Origin of the sequence: Streptomyces sp. NPDC048331, assembly GCF_043201215.1 — a bacterium.
In the GTDB taxonomy this organism is placed as follows: Bacteria; Actinomycetota; Actinomycetes; order Streptomycetales; family Streptomycetaceae; genus Streptomyces.
In genome coordinates, this window is sequence record NZ_JBICYT010000025.1 from 1 (window position 1) to 15,917 (window position 15,917).

Here is a 15,917-nt window from a genome sequence, read left to right on the forward strand (position 1 = left end):
CTTGGGTGCTTCTCGCTGACCGCGACCGGCGGCCGTCAGGGGCTGACGAGAGGCGATGAGAGGGGCGGACGGCCGACAGCTCGGCCCATCGGTGGGGGGGGGGGGGGGGGGGGGGGGGGGGGGGCCGCCCCCCCCCCCCCCCCCCCCCCCGCGTCCGGATCCCGCGGGACAACACACGCTCCGCACCGTGCCGTTCAGAATTTTATTAGGTTAGGCTTACCTAAGAATTGAGGAGGGGGCGGCATGTCCGACCACCGAGTGCCCGGCATTCCGGGTACCAGCGGATTCACCGGCAAGGTCGCGCTCGTCACCGGCGCCGGACAGGGCATCGGCGAGGCCGTGGTCCGTACGTTGTTCCGGCTCGGCGCCACCGTCGCCGCGACGGACGTCCGGGCGAAGGCCGTCACCGCGCTGGCGGCCGAACTGGCCCCGGAGACCGGGCGGACGCCGTCCGCCGGCGAGGGGGTCGTCCGCGCCTACGAACTCGACGTCACCGACCCGGCGGCCGTCGACCGCACCGTCGGGCGGGTCGGGCGCGAACTCGGCCCGATCGACATCCTGGTGAACGTGGCCGGGATCCTGCGGAACGCGCCGATCGCGGAACTGACCGACGAGGACTGGGCGGCCACCTTCGCGGTCAACGTCCAGGGCGTCTTCTTCACCTCCCGCGCCGTCGTCCCCGGCATGGCGGCCCGCGGCTCCGGCAGCGTGGTCACGGTCGCCTCGAACGCCGCCGGGATCCCGCGCACCGGGATGGCCGCGTACGCCGCCTCGAAGGCCGCGGCCGTCATGTTCACCAAGTGTCTGGGACTGGAGTACGCCCGCAGCGGCGTGCGCTGCAACATCGTGGCCCCCGGCTCCACCGACACCCCGATGCAGTGGGCGCTCTGGAGCGACCCGCAGGCGTCCGCCCGGGTGGTGGACGGGGACCTCGCCGGCTACCGGACGGGCATCCCGCTGGGCCGGATCGCCGACCCGCAGGACATCGCGGACGCCGTCGTGTTCCTCGCCTCGGACCAGGCCCGCCACATCACCATGCAGGACCTCTACGTGGACGGCGGAGCGACGCTGCGCTGACCGACGGCGGCCCCCGTCCTGCCCCGCTCCATGTGCCTCACGCGCCACACGCACGACAACCCGTACGGCACGCCCAGCACCCCGATCCCCGCACCACACGTACCACCCGCGCCCTGCGCACCGCCCCGCACCGCACGCAGCCGGCGACCGTCCGGCCGCGCCCACCTGCCCCCACCTGAAGAGGAGTCACCGTGCCGACGGTCCACCAAGTCGCCACGCCCCCCGCACCGGCCGATCCGGTGCACCCCTCCGTCGGCGCCGCGACCACGCTGCTCGACGCCTACCGCGGTGGAGCCCGGTTCCTCGCCACCCCCACCCGGACGCTGCTGGCCCAGGGCATCCGCCAGGAGGTCGCGCACTCCGCCGAACCACTGCCGCACCGCGTCGCCCAGGCCCTGGCCGAGGCCCGGCGGGCCGGCCACCCCTATCCCGTGGTGCTCGGCGCGATCCCCTTCGCCCCGGACGCCCGCGCGGCCCTCGTCGTCCCGGAGTCCCTGCGCAGCGGCCCGCCGCTCGCCTCGGACCCGCTGATCGCCCTGCCCGCCGCCGGTCCGGCGCCCACCGATTGGGCCATCGCCTCGGTCCCGGAGCCCGATGTCTACGCCAAGGGTGTGGCCTCTGCCGTGGACCGGATGTGGCAGGGCGAGTTCAGCAAGGTCGTGTTGGCCCGGACCCTGGAACTCGCCTCCGACAGACCGCTGGACATACCCGCCATGCTCCAGCGGCTCGCCCGCCGTGACCCCTCCGGCTACACCTTCGCGCTCCCCACCGGCCACGGCCGCAATCTGCTCGGCGCCAGCCCCGAGCTGCTGCTGTCCCGCCGCGGCGACCGGCTCATCTCCAACCCGCTGGCCGGATCGACCCCGCGCAGCGCGGACCTCGCCGAGGACGTCCGCCGGGCCGCCGCCCTGCTCGGGTCGGCCAAGGACCTGCACGAGCACGCCGTCGTCGTCGACTCGGTGCACCAGGCCATGGCCCCGTACTGCACCTCCCTCGACGTCCCCGAGCGCCCCACCCTGCTCCGTACGGCCACCATGTGGCACCTGTCCACCACCGTGACCGGAGTGCTCGCGCAGCCCGACGTCTCCGCTCTGGAGATAGCCTCCAGCCTGCACCCGACCCCGGCCGTCTGCGGCAGCCCGACCGCCGTGGCCCGTCAGGTGATCGAGGAGACCGAGCCCTTCGACCGCGGTTTCTTCACCGGGATGATCGGCTGGGAGGACGGCAGCGGTGACGGCGAGTGGGTCGTCACCATCCGCTGCGCCGAGGCCGAGGACAACCGGCTGCGCCTGTACGCCGGGGCGGGCATCGTCTCGGCGTCCGAGCCCGACGCCGAGACCGCGGAGACCGCGGCGAAGTTCCGTACCTTCCTTCAGGCCGTCGGAGCCGAGCTGTGAGCGACCCGCTGCACCCCATCGACCCCCTGGACCCCCGCGACCCCGCGGCCGACCCCGCCTGGCGGCCCTGGCCCGCGGAGTTCGCGGAGCGCTACCGGGCGGCCGGCTGGTGGCGCGGCGAGACCTTCGGATCCGTGCTGCGGGAGCGGGCGACGGCCCACCCCGACCGGATCGCCCTCGTGGACCCGAGCGGCGGCCCCGACGGCGGCCGGCGCACCTGGAGCTACGGCGAACTCGACGCACGGGCCGACCGGATGGCCGCCGGCCTCACGGCGCGCGGCATCCTCCCCGGCGACAAGGTCGTCGTACAGCTGCCGAACACGGCCGAGTTCTTCGAGGTCGTCTTCGCGCTCTTCCGGATCGGCGCCCTGCCCGTCTTCGCACTGCCGGCGCACCGCCGCACCGAGATCTCCTACTTCTGCTCCTTCACCGAGGCGGCGGCGTACGTGATCCCCGCGGTGCACGGCGGCCACGACTACCGCGAACTCGCCGCCGCCGTACGCGCCGAGGTCCCGGAACTGCGCGAGGTGTTCGTCGCGGACGCCGACCCGGGTGACTTCACGGCACTGGCCGACGTCCCCGTGGACGTACCCGCCGGAGGGCTCGGACCCGGGCCCGCCCCGCACGACCTCGCCTTCCTCCAACTGTCCGGCGGCAGCACGGGGGTGCCCAAGCTGATCCCGCGCACCCACGACGACTACATCTACTCCCTGTGGGGCTCGAACGAGATCTGCGGGGTGGACGCCGACTCGGTGTACCTGGTGGCCCTGCCCGCCGCCCACAACTTCCCGCTGTCCTCACCCGGTTCACTGGGCACCCTGTACGCCGGCGGCCGCGTGGTGCTGTGCCCGCAGCCGGTGCCGGACACCGCTTTCCCGCTGATCGAGTCCGAGGGCGTGACGATCACCGGCCTGGTGCCTCCGCTGGCCCTGCTCTGGACGGAGGCCGCCGCGCGCACCGACCGGGACCTCGGCAGTCTGGACGTCCTGCTGGTGGGCGGCGCCAAGTTCAGCGAGGAGGCGGCCCGTCGGGTCCGGCCGGGCCTGGGCTGCACCCTCCAGCAGGTGTTCGGGATGGCGGAGGGGCTGGTCAACTACACCCGCCTCGACGACCCCGAGGAGACCGTCGTCACCACCCAGGGCCGGCCGATCTCCCCGGACGACGAGATCCGGATCGTCGACGACGAGGACCGTGAGGTGCTCCCGGGCGAGTCCGGCCACCTGCTGACCCGTGGCCCGTACACCATCCGCGGCTACTGGAACGCCCCCGAGCACAACGCCCGGTCGTTCACCGCGGACGGTTTCTACCGGACCGGGGACATCGTCCGGATGACGCCCACCGGGCACCTGGTCGTCGAGGGACGAGCCAAGGACCAGATCAACCGGGGCGGGGAGAAGATCGCGGCGGAGGAGGTGGAGAACCACATCCTGGCGCATCCGGCCGTCCACGACGCCAACGTGGTCGGCGAGCCGGACCCCTATCTCGGCGAACGCACCTGCGCCTACGTGATCCTGCGCGAAGGCGCCGGAGAGCTGCGGCCCGCCGCCGTGAAGAAGTTCGTGCGGGAGCGCGGCCTCGCCGCGTACAAGGTGCCGGACCGGGTGGAGTTCGTCTCCGCCTTCCCCAAGACCGGCGTGGGCAAGGTCTCCAAACGGGACCTGCGCACCGCCGCTCCCGCCGCCGCTCCCGCCCTCGTCCCCGTACCGCCCCACCAGCACTGAACGGATGAACCCATGGCCCTGCCCGCCATCGCCCCCTACCCGCTGCCGACCGCCGAGGAGCTGCCGGCCAACCGCGTCGACTGGACGGTGGATCCGGACCGCGCGGTCCTGCTCGTCCACGACCTGCAGAACTACTTCCTGTCGGCCTTCGACACGGAGGCACAGCCCGTCACCGGCATGCTCCAGCAGGTCGCGCGGCTGAAGAAGGAGGCGGGTCGTGCCGGGGTGCCCGTGTTCTACACCGCGCAGCCCGGCGGCCAGAGTCCGGCGGAGCGCGGGCTCCAGCAGGACTTCTGGGGTCCGGGCCTGCCGGACGACCGGGTGGCCGCCGCGATCCCCGCGGTGGTGGCGCCGGGCCCGGACGACACGGTGCTCACGAAGTGGAAGTACAGCGCCTTCGTACGGACCGACCTCCTGGAGCGGCTGCGGGCGATGGGCCGGGACCAGCTGGTGATCACCGGCGTGTACGCGCACATCGGTGTGCTGATGACGGCCTGCGACGCCTGGATGCAGGACGTCCAGGCCTTCGTGGTCGCCGATGCCGTGGCCGACTTCTCCGAGCGCGAGCACCGGGCGGCACTGGAGTGGGCGGCGGGCCGCTGCGCCGTGGTCACCACGGCCGACCGCGTCTGCGCGCAGCTGTGAGACCGGCCCCGCTCCGGCCCCGGACCGGCTGACGGTCCGCCACCGACTCACCCCCCACCCGCTCCATCGCCCTCGCCCCACGTCCCCGTACCCACGAAGGATCTCCCCATGACGGAACGTCTGAACACCGCCCGGCCCTACGCCCTGGGCCTCTTCCGGATCGTCACCGGCCTCCTGTTCGCCTGCCACGGCGCCGCTTCCCTCTTCGGCGTCCTCGGTGGCGCGCACGGCGGCGGCACGGTTCCCGTCGGGGCGTGGCCGGGCTGGTACGCGGCGGTGATCCAGCTCGTCGCCGGCGCCCTGGTGCTGCTCGGCGCGGGGACCCGTAGCGCGGCGTTCGTCGCCTCCGGCTCGATGGCGTACGCCTACTTCACGGCCCACCAGGCGGAGGCCCTCTTCCCGATCCAGAACAACGGCGAGTCCTCCGCCATGTTCTGCTGGGCCTTCCTGCTGCTCGTCTTCACCGGCCCGGGTGCCTTCGCGCTGGACCGCCTGCTGCCCGCCCGTGGCAACCGGGCCGTGGAGGGCGAGCAGCGGCCCCGGGCCGCGACCGCCTGAGCCGCCCTCTTTCCCCTGAGCCCCGCCCCCGTTCCCCGAGGGCGGGGCTCAGGCCTGTTCCAGGTAGCAGGCCAGGGTGTCGCGGCTGTTGCGCAGGCCCTCGATGCGCGCGTCCATGGCGGCCAGCTCGCCGTCGAGGACGGACCGGATCTCGTCGCACCACGCGAAGCGCACTCCCTCGCCCCGGACGCAGGGCAGCACCGCGCGGATCACCTCGGTGGACAGGCCGGCCGCGAGCAGGGCGCGTACCTTCCGTACGGCGGCCACGGAGTCCGCGGTGTAGTCCCGGTACCCGTTCGCACCGCGCTCCGCGTCGAGCAGCCCCTGCGCCTCGTAGTAGCGCAGCAGCCGGGAGTTGACTCCGGTGCGCCGGGACAGTTCGCCGATCAGCATGTGCCGTACCTACCTCTGTGTCCGCTTGACCTTCACATCGATGTCAACGTCTAACGTCGGCACCACGAGCGGGCATTCCGCCGGCTCGACCACGCACGCACAGGGTGAGATCCATGACCGACCGCTCGTTCCTCTTCGTCCTCGGCAGCTCCCGGTCCGACGGCAACACCGAGATACTCGCGCGAGCGGCCGCCGCGCAACTGCCCGCCGGGATCCCGCAGCGCTGGGTGGACCTGGCCGACCAGGTCCTGCCGGACTTCCAGGACGGGCGGCACGAGGCCGAGGGGTGGGCCCCCGGCGAGATCGAGACGGAGCTCAGGCGGGCCACGCTGGAGGCGACGGACATCGTCATCGCCTCGCCCCTGTACTGGTATTCCCTCTCCGCGCACACCAAGCGCTACCTCGACTACTGGTCGGGCTGGCTCACCTGCCCGGACTCGGACTTCAAGGAGCGGATGGCGGGCCGGACCCTGTGGGGCGTGACGGCCATGGCGGACCACGACGAGGCCCGCGCGGAGGGGCTGGTGACCGGTCTCCACCACACCGCGGCCTACATGCGGATGCGTTTCGGCGGAGTGCTGCTCGGCAACGGCTCCCGGCCTGGCCAGGTGCGCGACGACGAGCGGGCGACGATCCGCGCCAAGACCTTCTTCGCCCAGGAAGCGCCCCTGGCCCGTTTCTCCTAGGGAAATGGGTCTCAGCGGGGTGTCAGCCCGCCTCGGCCGCCCGGGGGACGAGGCGGTTGCCGCACCAGCTGCAGTACCGGGCGTCGGCCTCTATGGCGTGCCGGTGGCACTGCTCGCAGACGAGGTGGATCGGGCACTGCGGTGTGCGCGGTTCGGTGCGGGGCGGCCGGCCGATGGCCATGCCGGCCCGCCTGCGGTGCGCGGTGAGGAACACCAGTCCCTCGGGGCCGGCCCGGAGCGAGCGGGCGGATCCGCGGGGCAGCAGGGTGAGGGAGCCGGGCTCGACCTCCACCTCGACGCCGTCCAGCGTCAGGGAGCCGCCGCCGCGCACGACGGTGAGCAGGACGTCCACCTCGGGCTCCCGGTGCACGGCGATCTTGCCACCGGGCAGCAGGCGCACCACGTTCGCGTCGAGTTGTCGGCCCCTGTGCCGTAGTCGCCACAGGGCGCCGCTCTGACCCTCCGTGGCGGCCTCGACCAACCCCGTGACCGTGACTCCCACGGCTTCCCGCTCGACCACCACATGTCCTTCCCGCTCGTTCGGCGATTCCGCCGACCCTCGTGATCGCCCATGAGATCACCTCGGCCGGTGTCCGCACCAACCACCGGGGTGCGAAGCGGTCGCGTGAGCGCCGGGACGTGAGCCGCTCGGCCCGCCCGACGCGGCGGAACGGCCGGTCCTCCCGCCCAGGCTGACACCCTTCGGGCGGGGGCGGAGGCGGGTTGGGGAGGCATGCCACCCGTTGGGGTCAAGATCTGCCGGGTCACGGGTCTGTCCCGGCGCGCGACGGTCTCGAACGGGTGCGCGGGAGCGCCGGGAACCGCCGTACCGGCCGGTCGGGGGCGCGTACCGGGCGGCTGCGGGCGTGTCGGGTCCGGCGGTACGTGTAACAGGAAGGTACGGGTGGGTGGTCGGGTGGAACGGCGGTCCGGGCCGGGCCACTCCTGCTGAGGGAAGACGCACTCCCCTACCGACGCCCGCACCGACCGCACCGACCGCACCGCCGCCCCGCACCGCCGACCGACCGACCGACCGATCCTGAGGAAAAAACGATGCGCGTTCACCAGCTGACCCTCGCCGCCGTGGCCGTCACCGCGAGCTTCGCGCTCACGGCCTGCCAGAACGGCGACGACGGCGCGGGCCGGAGCACCCCGTCGGCTTCGTCCACCGCGTCCGCCCCGTCCACCGCCTCGCCTTCGGGGGACGGTTCGGCTCAGGGCGGCGGCAAACCCTCGCAGGGCACGGGTTCCGCCGGGAAGGGTACGGCCGCCGGGGCCGGCACCGACGCGAGCGGCAAGGTCGGCAAGTGCCGGACCGACGAGCTCGCGATCACGGCCGCGGAACGCACCATCGGCGGCGACACGGACGGCACGGTCGCCGTGACGCTGAAGAACCGCGGCACTCGGGACTGCACGCTCTCCGGGTACGCGGGCGTCGACCTGAAGACCGACTCGGGCTCGCTGTCCGCGGGGCGCACGGGTCAGCAGCCCGACACCGCCGTCCTCAAGAAGGGGGAGTCGACGTACTTCGGCATCAGCTACCCGCTCAACACGTCGGGCGGCTCCGGCGTCCGTGTCACGGGGCTGGTGGTGACCCCGCCGGACGAGACCAGGTCGGTCACCCTCGCCTGGCCGGGCGCCGCCACGCTGCCGGTCACGGAGGGCGGCGGCTCCTCGGTGAAGGTCGGCCCGGTGGGAAGCGCCGGCCAGGGCGGCTGAACCGGACTCCCCACAGCCGACCACCGACTGCCCCGTACCCGGGTCCTGCCCCCGGGTACGGGGCGGTTCCGTTTCCGCCCCACCGGCCGCTACGCGGACCGGTCCAGCGAGTTCCGCACGTACGCGCCCGGCGTCTGCCCGAAGTGGCGGCGGAAGGCCAGGATGTAGCCGTTGGTGCTGACGAACCCCACCCGGGCGGCGACCGAGCTCACCAACTGTCCCTGTTCCAGCAGGCTCAGCGAGTGGTTGAGCCGGAGCCGGGTGCGCCACTCGGAGAAGGCCATCCCGGTCTCCGCGCGGAAGGCTCGGCGCAGGCTGGTCGAGCTCGTGTAGAGGTTCTCCGCCCACTCCGTCGCCGTGCGCGGATCGCTCGGCGTCCGGGCCAACTCCCGCGCCACGGCGCCCGCCGTGTGGCTGGTGGGCTGGGGCAGCGGCAGGCAGTTGCGGTGCCCGGTGGACAGCGCGGCGAAGACCTCGGGGTCCTCGTCCTCGGCGCCGGTGCTCCGCATCCGGCCGAGGACCAGTCTGCGCTGGGCGTCGGTGATGTTGATCGTGGTGACGTCCTGGTACGGCAGCTCGAACCGGTCCGCGTCGAAGGACTCGACGGCGATGACGGAGTCGGCTCCGAACCGTGCGCTGTGCGCGATGCCGGCCGGGATCCACAGGGCCACCGAGGCGGACAGTTCGTGGTCCCGGCCCAGGGCGGTGACCACGATCCTGCCGACCGGCACGTGCAGGAACTGGTGGAACTCGTGGACGTGGAGCGGGTGTCCGCCCTCGGCGATGAAATCGTCATCGGCCATGATCACGTCCCCGGCGCGGGCCTCCTCGTCTCGCACGCTGCGCAGTCCCGTCTTGGCCACAACATCCTCCCCCTACCGCAGGGGTCGTGTTCTTGACCCCTGATTGTGAGCGGTTCGCCTCCGGCATTGGACCGGAACCCGCTTTGGTAAGGCTAGCCTAACTTCGAGCTTGAGCAGGTGAGGAGTACCCGAAGACCCATGAAGCAATCGGCTTCGCCGGACGCACCACCGGCCCCGACCCCCGCGCGGCCCCATGCCTCGCGTGGAACGGTGGTCGTGGTGCTCGCCGGCCTGATGCTGGCCGCCGTGACCATCGCGAGCATCGGCCTCGGTGCGCGTGACATATCGCCGCTGGAGATCGTGCGGATCCTGCTGCACCCGGGGGCGGAGGGCTACAACGGCGACGTCCTGTGGACGGAGCGGATACCCCGCACCCTGCTCGGCCTGACCGTCGGGGCCGCCCTCGGCGCCTCGGGGCTCATCATGCAGGCACTGACGATGAACCCCCTGGCGGAGCCGGGCGTCCTCGGTGTGCAGCAGGGCGCGGCGGTGTTCGTCGTACTCGGCATCCTCTTCCTCGACACGTCCGGCGTACAGGGCTACTTCTGGATGGCGCTGACCGGCTCGGCGGTGACCGCGGTCCTCGTCTTCCTGATCGGGACCCGCACCAACGCGGGCAGCAGTACGATCGGGCTCGTCCTCGCCGGGGTCGCCGTCGCCGCGGTGATGTCCTCGCTGATCACCCTCCTGGTGGTGCGCGACGAGGCCGTCTACGCCCACCTGCGCTTCTGGTCGGTGGGTCAACTCACCGGGCGGGGCCAGTTCCTGGGCCAGGTGCTGCCGTTCGCGCTCACCGGCCTGGTGCTGGCGCTGCCGCTCGGGCGCACCCTGAACCTGCTGAGCCTCGGTGACGACACCGCCCGTGGACTCGGCGTCCGGGTGGAGCGGGCCCGACTGGCGAGTGCGGCCGTCGCGGTCCTGCTCTGCGCGGCCGCCACCGCGGCCGTGGGGCCGGTGGCCTTCGTCGGACTGGTCGCCGGGCACGCCGCCCGCATGCTGGTGGGCACGGACCACCGCTGGTCGCTGCCGCTGTCCATGGTCTGCGGAGCCGTCCTGCTCGTCGGCGCCGACACCGCGGGACGACTGGTCATCGACCACGGTGAGATCCAGGTGTCGGTGATGACCGCCTTCGTCGGCACCCCCTTCTTCGTGTGGCTCGCGCGCCGCCGCGACCTGGTCCGGATGTGAGTGACATGCCACAGACACACACGCCCCGGACGCACACGCCCCGGACAGAGGCGACACACGCGCACGTGCCGCGGCCGGACGGCGCGCGGAGCCTCGGGCAGGCCTCCCTGGACACGGCGGCGGAGCTCAAGGCCGCCACCGCGACCCGGCTGCGCGCCGCGCACCGGGCGGGATTCCGCCGGGCCCGCCTGGTCACCTGCGTACTCGTCCTGATGCTGCTCGCCCTGCTCGTCGCCTCGATCCTGCTCGGCGGGGTCGAGCGGATCCCGGCGGGCGACATCCTGCCCGCGGCCTTCGGGATGCGCACCGGTCTGGCGGACTACGTGATCTTCCGCATCCGGATGCCGCGCGCACTGGCGGCGCTGCTCGCCGGGGCGCTCTTCGGTCTCTCCGGCGCCCTGTACCAGCGGCTCGTCCGCAACCCGCTGGCCACCCCGGACATGATCGGCATCTCGGCGGGCGCCGGAGCGGGCGCCACCACCATGCTGCTGTTCGCCCCGGCGGTCCCCTTCGGAACCTCCATGGCCGGGATCGGCGGAGCCTTCGTCCTCGTGGCGACGGTGCTCGCGCTGAGCCGGCGCGGCGGGGGCGTGGACACGTACCGCCTGGTCCTGGTGGGCATCGGCCTGAGCGCCGTCTGCACCGCCTACGTGAACTACCTGTTCACGGTGGCCGGGCAGCACGGGATCGCCCAGGTGATGCGCTGGCTGGTCGGCAGCGTCAACGACGCCACCTGGGAAGGGGTGTCCACGCTGGCGGGCGCGCTCGCCGCGTGCGGGCTCTGCACCGCGCTGCTGAGCCGCTCCCTGGGCGGCATGGCACTCGGCGACCAGCTCGCCCTCGGGCTCGGCACCCGGGTGGGCGCCGCCCGGATCGCGACCCTGCTGGTCGGGGCGGCGGCCGCCGCCCTGGCCACCGGCGTCACCGGCCCGATCGGTTTCGTCTCGCTGGTCAGCGGCCCCATCGCGACCCGGCTGGTCGGCGCCGACCGGTCCGTGGCCCTGGCCGTCCCGATCGGTGGTGTCATCGTCCTCGGCGCCGACGTCCTCGCCCAGCACGGTCCGCTGATCAGCCCGGTACCGACGGGTGTCCTCACGGCGCTGCTCGGCGCCCCCTACTTCGTCTGGCTGATCCTCCGGCGCAGGCAAGGAGCCACCGCATGAGCGCACGACCCGTACTCGCCTCCCCCGAAGCCGACTTCCGGCTCGAAGCCCGCGGCATCAGCGCCGGCTACGACCGAAAGCCGATCATCGAGGAGCTGTCCCTCGGGATCGAGCCCGGCAAGATCACGGCACTGGTCGGCCCGAACGCCTGCGGCAAATCGACCCTGCTCAAGTCGGTCGCCCGGCTGCTGCCCGTCGCCGCCGGCTCGGTCCTCCTCGAAGGCCAGGACATCCACGACCTGTCCACCCGCGAGGTGGCCCGGCGCCTGGGCATCCTGCCGCAGTCGCCGATCGCCCCGGAGTCCATCACCGTCGGCGACCTCGTCTGGCGCGGGCGCCATCCGCACCGCCGGTTCGGACAACGACGCACCGCCACCGACGACGAGGTCATCGCGGACGCCCTGCTGGCGACCGGGACGGCCGAGCTGATCGACCGCCCGGTCGACCAGCTCTCCGGCGGCCAGCGCCAGCGCGTGTGGATCGCCCTCGCGCTCGCCCAGGACACGCCGACGCTGCTGCTGGACGAGCCCACCACCTACTTGGACATCGCCCACCAGATCGAGGTCATGGACCTCCTCGCCGACCTCAACGAGCAGGCCGGCAAGACGATCGTGCTGGTGTCCCACGACCTCAACCAGGCAGCCCTGTACGCCTCGACGATCGTCGCCATGCGCGACGGCCGCGTCGTGCGCCAGGGCACGCCCGAAGAGGTGCTCACCGAGGAGACCGTGGCCGAGGTGTTCGGCCTGGACTGTCTCGTCGTCCCCCATCCCCGATCCGAGCGGCCCCAGATCTTCCCCCTGGGCCGTCGTATCCCCGCATAGGAGTCACCACCCTCATGTCCGTTCTGCCCAGATCTCGCCGCCGCTCGGCCCGCTCCTTCGCCGCCCTCGCCGCGGCCGCCGCCTGCCTCGGCCTCCTCAGCGCCTGCGGTGGCGGTGAGGACTCGACCGCCGCCAAGGACAAGCCGGCCGCCGCCGGAGCCGACGCGTCCGCCGCCTTCCCCGTCTCCCTCACCAACGCGTGGGGCAAGACCGAGGTGAAGAAGAAGCCGGTGAAGGTCGCGACGGTCTCCGACGGCGACACCGCCATCGCGCTGGCCCTCGGCATCGTCCCGGTCATCACCCCGGACGTCGAGGACGGCGCGAAGGTGCCGGAGTACAAGCAGCGTGCCATCGACAGGCTCGGCGCCGGCAAGCTGAAGACGTACGACGACACCGACGGCACCGCCTACGAGGCCATCGCGGCCGAGGCCCCCGACATCATCCTCGGCATGAACACCTGGGAGATGGACGCCGACTACGCCAAGCTGCAGCCGATCGCCCCGGTGGTCACCTTCACCGACAAGGCCCACGCCGACACCCTCACCTGGCAGGACCGGTTGAAGACGGCCGCGAAGGCCCTCGGTCTGAGCGCCAAGGCTGACGAGGTCATCGCGGCGAACGAGAAGGCCACGACGGAGGCCGCCGCCGCGCACCCCGAGTTCAAGGGCAAGACCTACACCTACACGGTCGTCCACCCCGAGCAGGTCAGCTTCATGTCGTACGCCGACCAGGACCCGGGCGTCTTCGAGAAGCTCGGCTTCACCAAGACCGACAAGGCGAAGAACTACGCGCCGAACAAGAACGCGGTGAGCCTGGAGAACCTCGACCAGCTCGACGCCGACGTCCTCCTCGTCACCTACCCCTTCGGTGACCGCGGTGTGATCAGCGCCACCGAGCTGGAGTCCAACAAGCTCTTCCAGTCGCTGAACGCGGTGAAGACCAAGCACTTCACGGTCATCCCCTCGGAGAACTCGCTCTCCTCGGCCATCGCCTACCCGGACGCGCTGAGCGCCCCGTGGGTGGTCGAGCAGCTCACCCCGCTCCTCGCGAAGGCCGTCGCCGGCCAGTAGGCCGCGCTCGCCCCGCCCGATGCCGCCGAGGCCCGTCTCCTGTGGGAGACGGGCCTCGGCGCGTACGCACGTGGTCAGTGGTGCCAGGCCTTGCCTCCGGTGTTGTGGATGAACCGCTGAAGGACCTTCAGGGTGAGGACGTACTCCTCGTCCGAGATGCCCCGGTGCCGCTCCTGCCACAGCTCCGCCTGGGTCCGGGTCACCCGGGCGTGGAAGTCCTCTCCCTGAGGCGTGAGTTCGAGGTGTCCGTCCGCGTCCTGCGTGACCCAGCCGCGCGCGACGGTGGCGTCGATCTCCTCGTCGAGGTCGTCGATGCCCGCGGCCGCGTAACCGCTCAGTACCCCGGTCACCCCGTCGCGGGTCGGCGGCGGCTCGGCCCCCGCGATCCGGCTGAGGATCCAGGCCTGGGGCTGGGTGGTGCCGATGCCGGCGAGAACGGCTCGGATACGGGTGACCACCGCGTCGGAGGCGGCCCAGCTCCAGTAGCCGATGGGCTGCCGGACCAGTTCGGCATCGTTGTGCGAGTACTCCATGGCGGATCCGCTCCGTTCGTCGCTTCGAGATCGCCTTCCACGGACCACCGTAGGAACTCGACCGCACTTGAGGTCCAGCCCCGCCGGGACCGGACTTGCGCGCGGGGTGTCAGTGCCGTGGTCCGCGGGTTGGATGCGGGGCGCGCGCGGCGTCGTAGCGTGGCCGCATGCCGGATCTGCCGGACGGATGTGAAGGAGCAAGTCGGATGTCCACCCGTAGTCCCCGCTCGGTCGTCACCTTCCCCATCGTGCTCAGGGAGTTGACGGTGCTGCGCGTCTCGGACGTCACGCCCGGGATGCGGCGGGTGACCCTGGGCGGGCCGCAGTTGCACGCCTTCGAGCACGCCGGCCTGTCCCTTCCGGCGCTGCGCACCGACGGCTTCGACGACCATGTGAAGTTCTTCTTCGCGGAGGAGGGCCGGGAGCCGGTGCTGCCCCGGCAGAACGTGAGCAGCCTGGACTGGCCCTCGGACGGCCGGCCGATCTCCAAGGACTACACGCCGGTACGGTTCGACCCGGTGGCCGGGGAGATCGACTTCGACTTCGTCCGGCACGACGGCGGGATCGCCTCGTCGTGGGCGCAGCGGGCCGCTCCGGGCCAGGTGACCTGGATCGCCGGGCCGAAGATGTCGCACGGTCACCCCGAGGGCGCGGACTGGCTGCTGGTGATCGGCGACGAGACGGCGCTGCCCGCGATCGGTCGCTGGCTCGACGAGATGCCCGAGGGGACCCGGGCCCGGGTGTTCATCGAGGTCGGCGAGGACAGCCACCGCCAGGAGCTGCCGACGCGCGCGGAGGCCGAGGTCACCTGGTTGGTGCGCGGCGGCGTCCCGGCCGGGCGCAGCGATCTGCTGGAACGCGCGGTGCGGGACATGGAGTGGCTGCCGGGGACGGTCTTCGTCTGGGCCGCCGGTGAGGCCGTCACCCTCAAGGGCATCCGGCGGCACCTGTCGGTGGACCGGGGCGTGCCGCGCGAGCAGACGCACATCACGGGCTACTGGCGGCGTGCCGAGGTGGCACCCGGCCTCGCCGAGCCGGCCGATCCGGACGTCCTGGAGGGCGAGGACGCGCACGGGCGGCTCCACGAGCTGACCGACCTGGCCCCGGGGCTCGCGATCCGCGTGGCCGTCACGCTGGGCCTGGTCGACCTCGTCTACCAGGGCGTACGGGAGCCCGCGGAGCTGGCACGGCGCAGCGGGACGGAGCCGCGCTCGCTCGGCGCGCTGTTGAAGTACCTCGTGGAGATCGAGGTGTTCGAGGTCGCCGACGAGGGCTACCGGCTGACGCCGGTGGGCGAGGAACTGGTCGAGGACGACCACTCGTTGGAGGAGTACGACCTGCGCGGCGCCCAGGCCGCCTTCGACCTGTCGCTGGCGGGGCTCGCCGAGCGGCTGCGCACGGGCGCGAACGGCTGCCGCACGGCGTCCGGGGAGAGCCTGGCCGAGGCGCTGCGCACCGATGTACGCCTCGGCGGTTCGGCCCGTACCGCGATCGAGGACGAGGCGCGCTGGGTCTCGACCGGGGTCGCCGGTGCCTACGACTGGTCGACGGTGGGGGTCCTCGGCGCGTCGGGCAACGGCGCCGGCACGGTGGTCAACGCGCTGGTCAAGGAGTTCCCCGAGCTGCGGGTGCGGATCGCCGCCCTGCCGTCGGTGCTGGGTGTCCTGGGCGGGCAGATCATCGACCCGGAGGTGCTGCCCCGGGTGGAGCTCGTGGCGCAGACCCACCCGGTGCCGTCGGGTGCGGGAACCCTGCTGCTGTGCCGGCTGCTGGAGTGGCTGCCGGACGAGGACGCGGTCCTGACCCTGACCGAGGCCGCGGCCTCGCTGCCGGCCGATGGCGCCCTCGTGCTGGTCGAGCAGGTGGAGGCGGCCGACCCTGACGACATCGACGCGGTCCTGCACCACCTGCGACTCACGGCGGCGTTCGGCTCCGGGCTGCGCTCGGTGAAGGACGTGACCGCGCTGGCGGAACGGGCCGGGCTCACGGTGCGTTCCTGCCGTGACGTCGGCTGGGACCACCGTCTGTGGGTGCTGGCGCCGACCGCCTGACCCGAGGGGGCGTGCCGTGCCCGGCCGGG

General features: G+C 72.6%; 16 protein-coding genes. 12 read left to right on the top strand and 4 right to left on the bottom strand.

The annotated features are described in order from the left end of the window. Positions 1 to 243 precede the first annotated feature (243 nt). The 5 genes from ACGFYY_RS29610 to ACGFYY_RS29630 all read left to right on the top strand — a co-directional run bounded on the left by ACGFYY_RS29610 (position 244) and on the right by ACGFYY_RS29630 (position 5,398). Positions 244 to 1,077, top strand: coding sequence for a 2,3-dihydro-2,3-dihydroxybenzoate dehydrogenase (locus ACGFYY_RS29610; protein WP_393713994.1), 834 nt, complete (start codon positions 244 to 246; stop codon positions 1,075 to 1,077). A gap of 191 nt (positions 1,078 to 1,268) precedes the next feature. Then, positions 1,269 to 2,474 carry an isochorismate synthase DhbC gene (gene dhbC, locus ACGFYY_RS29615; protein WP_393713996.1) on the top strand — a complete coding sequence of 402 codons (1,206 nt, stop codon included), beginning with the start codon at positions 1,269 to 1,271 and terminating at the stop codon, positions 2,472 to 2,474. Positions 2,475 to 2,500: 26 nt separating this feature from the next. Further along, positions 2,501 to 4,195 carry a (2,3-dihydroxybenzoyl)adenylate synthase gene (locus ACGFYY_RS29620; protein ID WP_393714189.1) on the top strand — a complete coding sequence of 565 codons (1,695 nt, stop codon included), beginning with the start codon at positions 2,501 to 2,503 and terminating at the stop codon, positions 4,193 to 4,195. Between the two features lie 12 nt (positions 4,196 to 4,207). Further along, the gene (locus ACGFYY_RS29625; protein ID WP_393713998.1) at positions 4,208 to 4,840 is read left to right on the top strand and encodes an isochorismatase family protein; all 633 of its coding nucleotides are present in this window, start codon (positions 4,208 to 4,210) and stop codon (positions 4,838 to 4,840) included. Positions 4,841 to 4,948: 108 nt separating this feature from the next. Beyond that, positions 4,949 to 5,398: a DoxX family protein gene (locus ACGFYY_RS29630; RefSeq protein ID WP_365279024.1), complete on the top strand. Its 450-nt coding sequence runs from the start codon at positions 4,949 to 4,951 to the stop codon at positions 5,396 to 5,398. Between the two features lie 48 nt (positions 5,399 to 5,446). Here the strand turns inward: ACGFYY_RS29630 and ACGFYY_RS29635 are convergent, their stop codons facing one another. Next, positions 5,447 to 5,791, bottom strand: a complete 345-nt coding sequence (locus tag ACGFYY_RS29635; protein ID WP_365279021.1) for a MerR family transcriptional regulator — start codon at positions 5,789 to 5,791, stop codon at positions 5,447 to 5,449. A 113-nt stretch (positions 5,792 to 5,904) separates the two neighbouring features. Between ACGFYY_RS29635 and ACGFYY_RS29640 the strand changes: the two genes are divergently transcribed. Beyond that, positions 5,905 to 6,477 carry a flavodoxin family protein gene (locus tag ACGFYY_RS29640; protein WP_393714000.1) on the top strand — a complete coding sequence of 191 codons (573 nt, stop codon included), beginning with the start codon at positions 5,905 to 5,907 and terminating at the stop codon, positions 6,475 to 6,477. Between the two features lie 22 nt (positions 6,478 to 6,499). On the opposite strand, the gene ACGFYY_RS29645 is transcribed toward ACGFYY_RS29640, so the two are convergent. Then, complete coding sequence (locus ACGFYY_RS29645) at positions 6,500 to 6,997, bottom strand: cupin domain-containing protein (protein ID WP_393714002.1); 498 nt, start codon at positions 6,995 to 6,997, stop codon at positions 6,500 to 6,502. 533 nt (positions 6,998 to 7,530) lie between these two features. On the opposite strand from ACGFYY_RS29645, the gene ACGFYY_RS29650 reads away from it, so the two are divergent. Then, entirely contained in the window at positions 7,531 to 8,196 is a 666-nt protein-coding gene (locus ACGFYY_RS29650; protein ID WP_393714004.1) for a DUF4232 domain-containing protein, read from the top strand. 89 nt (positions 8,197 to 8,285) lie between these two features. On the opposite strand, the gene ACGFYY_RS29655 is transcribed toward ACGFYY_RS29650, so the two are convergent. Continuing rightward, a complete protein-coding gene (locus ACGFYY_RS29655) occupies positions 8,286 to 9,059 on the bottom strand; it encodes a helix-turn-helix domain-containing protein (RefSeq protein WP_393714006.1) in 774 nt (257 codons plus the stop codon). A gap of 138 nt (positions 9,060 to 9,197) precedes the next feature. On the opposite strand from ACGFYY_RS29655, the gene ACGFYY_RS29660 reads away from it, so the two are divergent. From ACGFYY_RS29660 to ACGFYY_RS29675, 4 genes are all read left to right on the top strand, one after another. Continuing rightward, positions 9,198 to 10,247, top strand: coding sequence for a FecCD family ABC transporter permease (locus tag ACGFYY_RS29660; RefSeq protein WP_393714007.1), 1,050 nt, complete (start codon positions 9,198 to 9,200; stop codon positions 10,245 to 10,247). 65 nt (positions 10,248 to 10,312) lie between these two features. Beyond that, positions 10,313 to 11,410 carry a FecCD family ABC transporter permease gene (locus tag ACGFYY_RS29665; protein WP_393714009.1) on the top strand — a complete coding sequence of 366 codons (1,098 nt, stop codon included), beginning with the start codon at positions 10,313 to 10,315 and terminating at the stop codon, positions 11,408 to 11,410. After that, positions 11,407 to 12,234, top strand: a complete 828-nt coding sequence (locus ACGFYY_RS29670; protein ID WP_393714011.1) for an ABC transporter ATP-binding protein — start codon at positions 11,407 to 11,409, stop codon at positions 12,232 to 12,234. Before ACGFYY_RS29665 ends, ACGFYY_RS29670 begins: the two co-directional genes overlap by 4 nt. 14 nt (positions 12,235 to 12,248) lie before the next feature. After that, positions 12,249 to 13,304, top strand: a complete 1,056-nt coding sequence (locus ACGFYY_RS29675) for an ABC transporter substrate-binding protein (protein ID WP_393714013.1) — start codon at positions 12,249 to 12,251, stop codon at positions 13,302 to 13,304. A gap of 74 nt (positions 13,305 to 13,378) precedes the next feature. Here the strand turns inward: ACGFYY_RS29675 and ACGFYY_RS29680 are convergent, their stop codons facing one another. Then, the gene (locus ACGFYY_RS29680) at positions 13,379 to 13,837 is read right to left on the bottom strand and encodes a MarR family winged helix-turn-helix transcriptional regulator (RefSeq protein WP_393714015.1); all 459 of its coding nucleotides are present in this window, start codon (positions 13,835 to 13,837) and stop codon (positions 13,379 to 13,381) included. Positions 13,838 to 14,043: 206 nt separating this feature from the next. Here ACGFYY_RS29680 and ACGFYY_RS29685 point away from each other — a divergent pair, with 206 nt between their 5' ends. Then, on the top strand, positions 14,044 to 15,888 hold the full coding sequence (locus ACGFYY_RS29685; RefSeq protein WP_393714017.1) for an SIP domain-containing protein: 1,845 nt from the start codon (positions 14,044 to 14,046) through the stop codon (positions 15,886 to 15,888). The last annotated feature ends 29 nt before the right edge of the window (positions 15,889 to 15,917 follow it).

Bases quoted from the DNA above. Each gene is read 5' to 3' on its own strand.
- ACGFYY_RS29685 (WP_393714017.1), top strand. From the start codon at position 14,044: ATGTCCACCCGTAGTCCCCGCTCGGTCGTCACCTTCCCCATCGTGCTC.
- ACGFYY_RS29680 (WP_393714015.1), bottom strand. From the start codon at position 13,837: ATGGAGTACTCGCACAACGATGCCGAACTGGTCCGGCAGCCCATCGGC.
- ACGFYY_RS29675 (WP_393714013.1), top strand. From the start codon at position 12,249: ATGTCCGTTCTGCCCAGATCTCGCCGCCGCTCGGCCCGCTCCTTCGCC.
- ACGFYY_RS29630 (WP_365279024.1), top strand. From the start codon at position 4,949: ATGACGGAACGTCTGAACACCGCCCGGCCCTACGCCCTGGGCCTCTTC.
- ACGFYY_RS29650 (WP_393714004.1), top strand. From the start codon at position 7,531: ATGCGCGTTCACCAGCTGACCCTCGCCGCCGTGGCCGTCACCGCGAGC.
- ACGFYY_RS29635 (WP_365279021.1), bottom strand. From the start codon at position 5,791: ATGCTGATCGGCGAACTGTCCCGGCGCACCGGAGTCAACTCCCGGCTG.
- ACGFYY_RS29670 (WP_393714011.1), top strand. From the start codon at position 11,407: ATGAGCGCACGACCCGTACTCGCCTCCCCCGAAGCCGACTTCCGGCTC.
- ACGFYY_RS29660 (WP_393714007.1), top strand. From the start codon at position 9,198: ATGAAGCAATCGGCTTCGCCGGACGCACCACCGGCCCCGACCCCCGCG.
- ACGFYY_RS29625 (WP_393713998.1), top strand. From the start codon at position 4,208: ATGGCCCTGCCCGCCATCGCCCCCTACCCGCTGCCGACCGCCGAGGAG.
- ACGFYY_RS29610 (WP_393713994.1), top strand. From the start codon at position 244: ATGTCCGACCACCGAGTGCCCGGCATTCCGGGTACCAGCGGATTCACC.
- ACGFYY_RS29640 (WP_393714000.1), top strand. From the start codon at position 5,905: ATGACCGACCGCTCGTTCCTCTTCGTCCTCGGCAGCTCCCGGTCCGAC.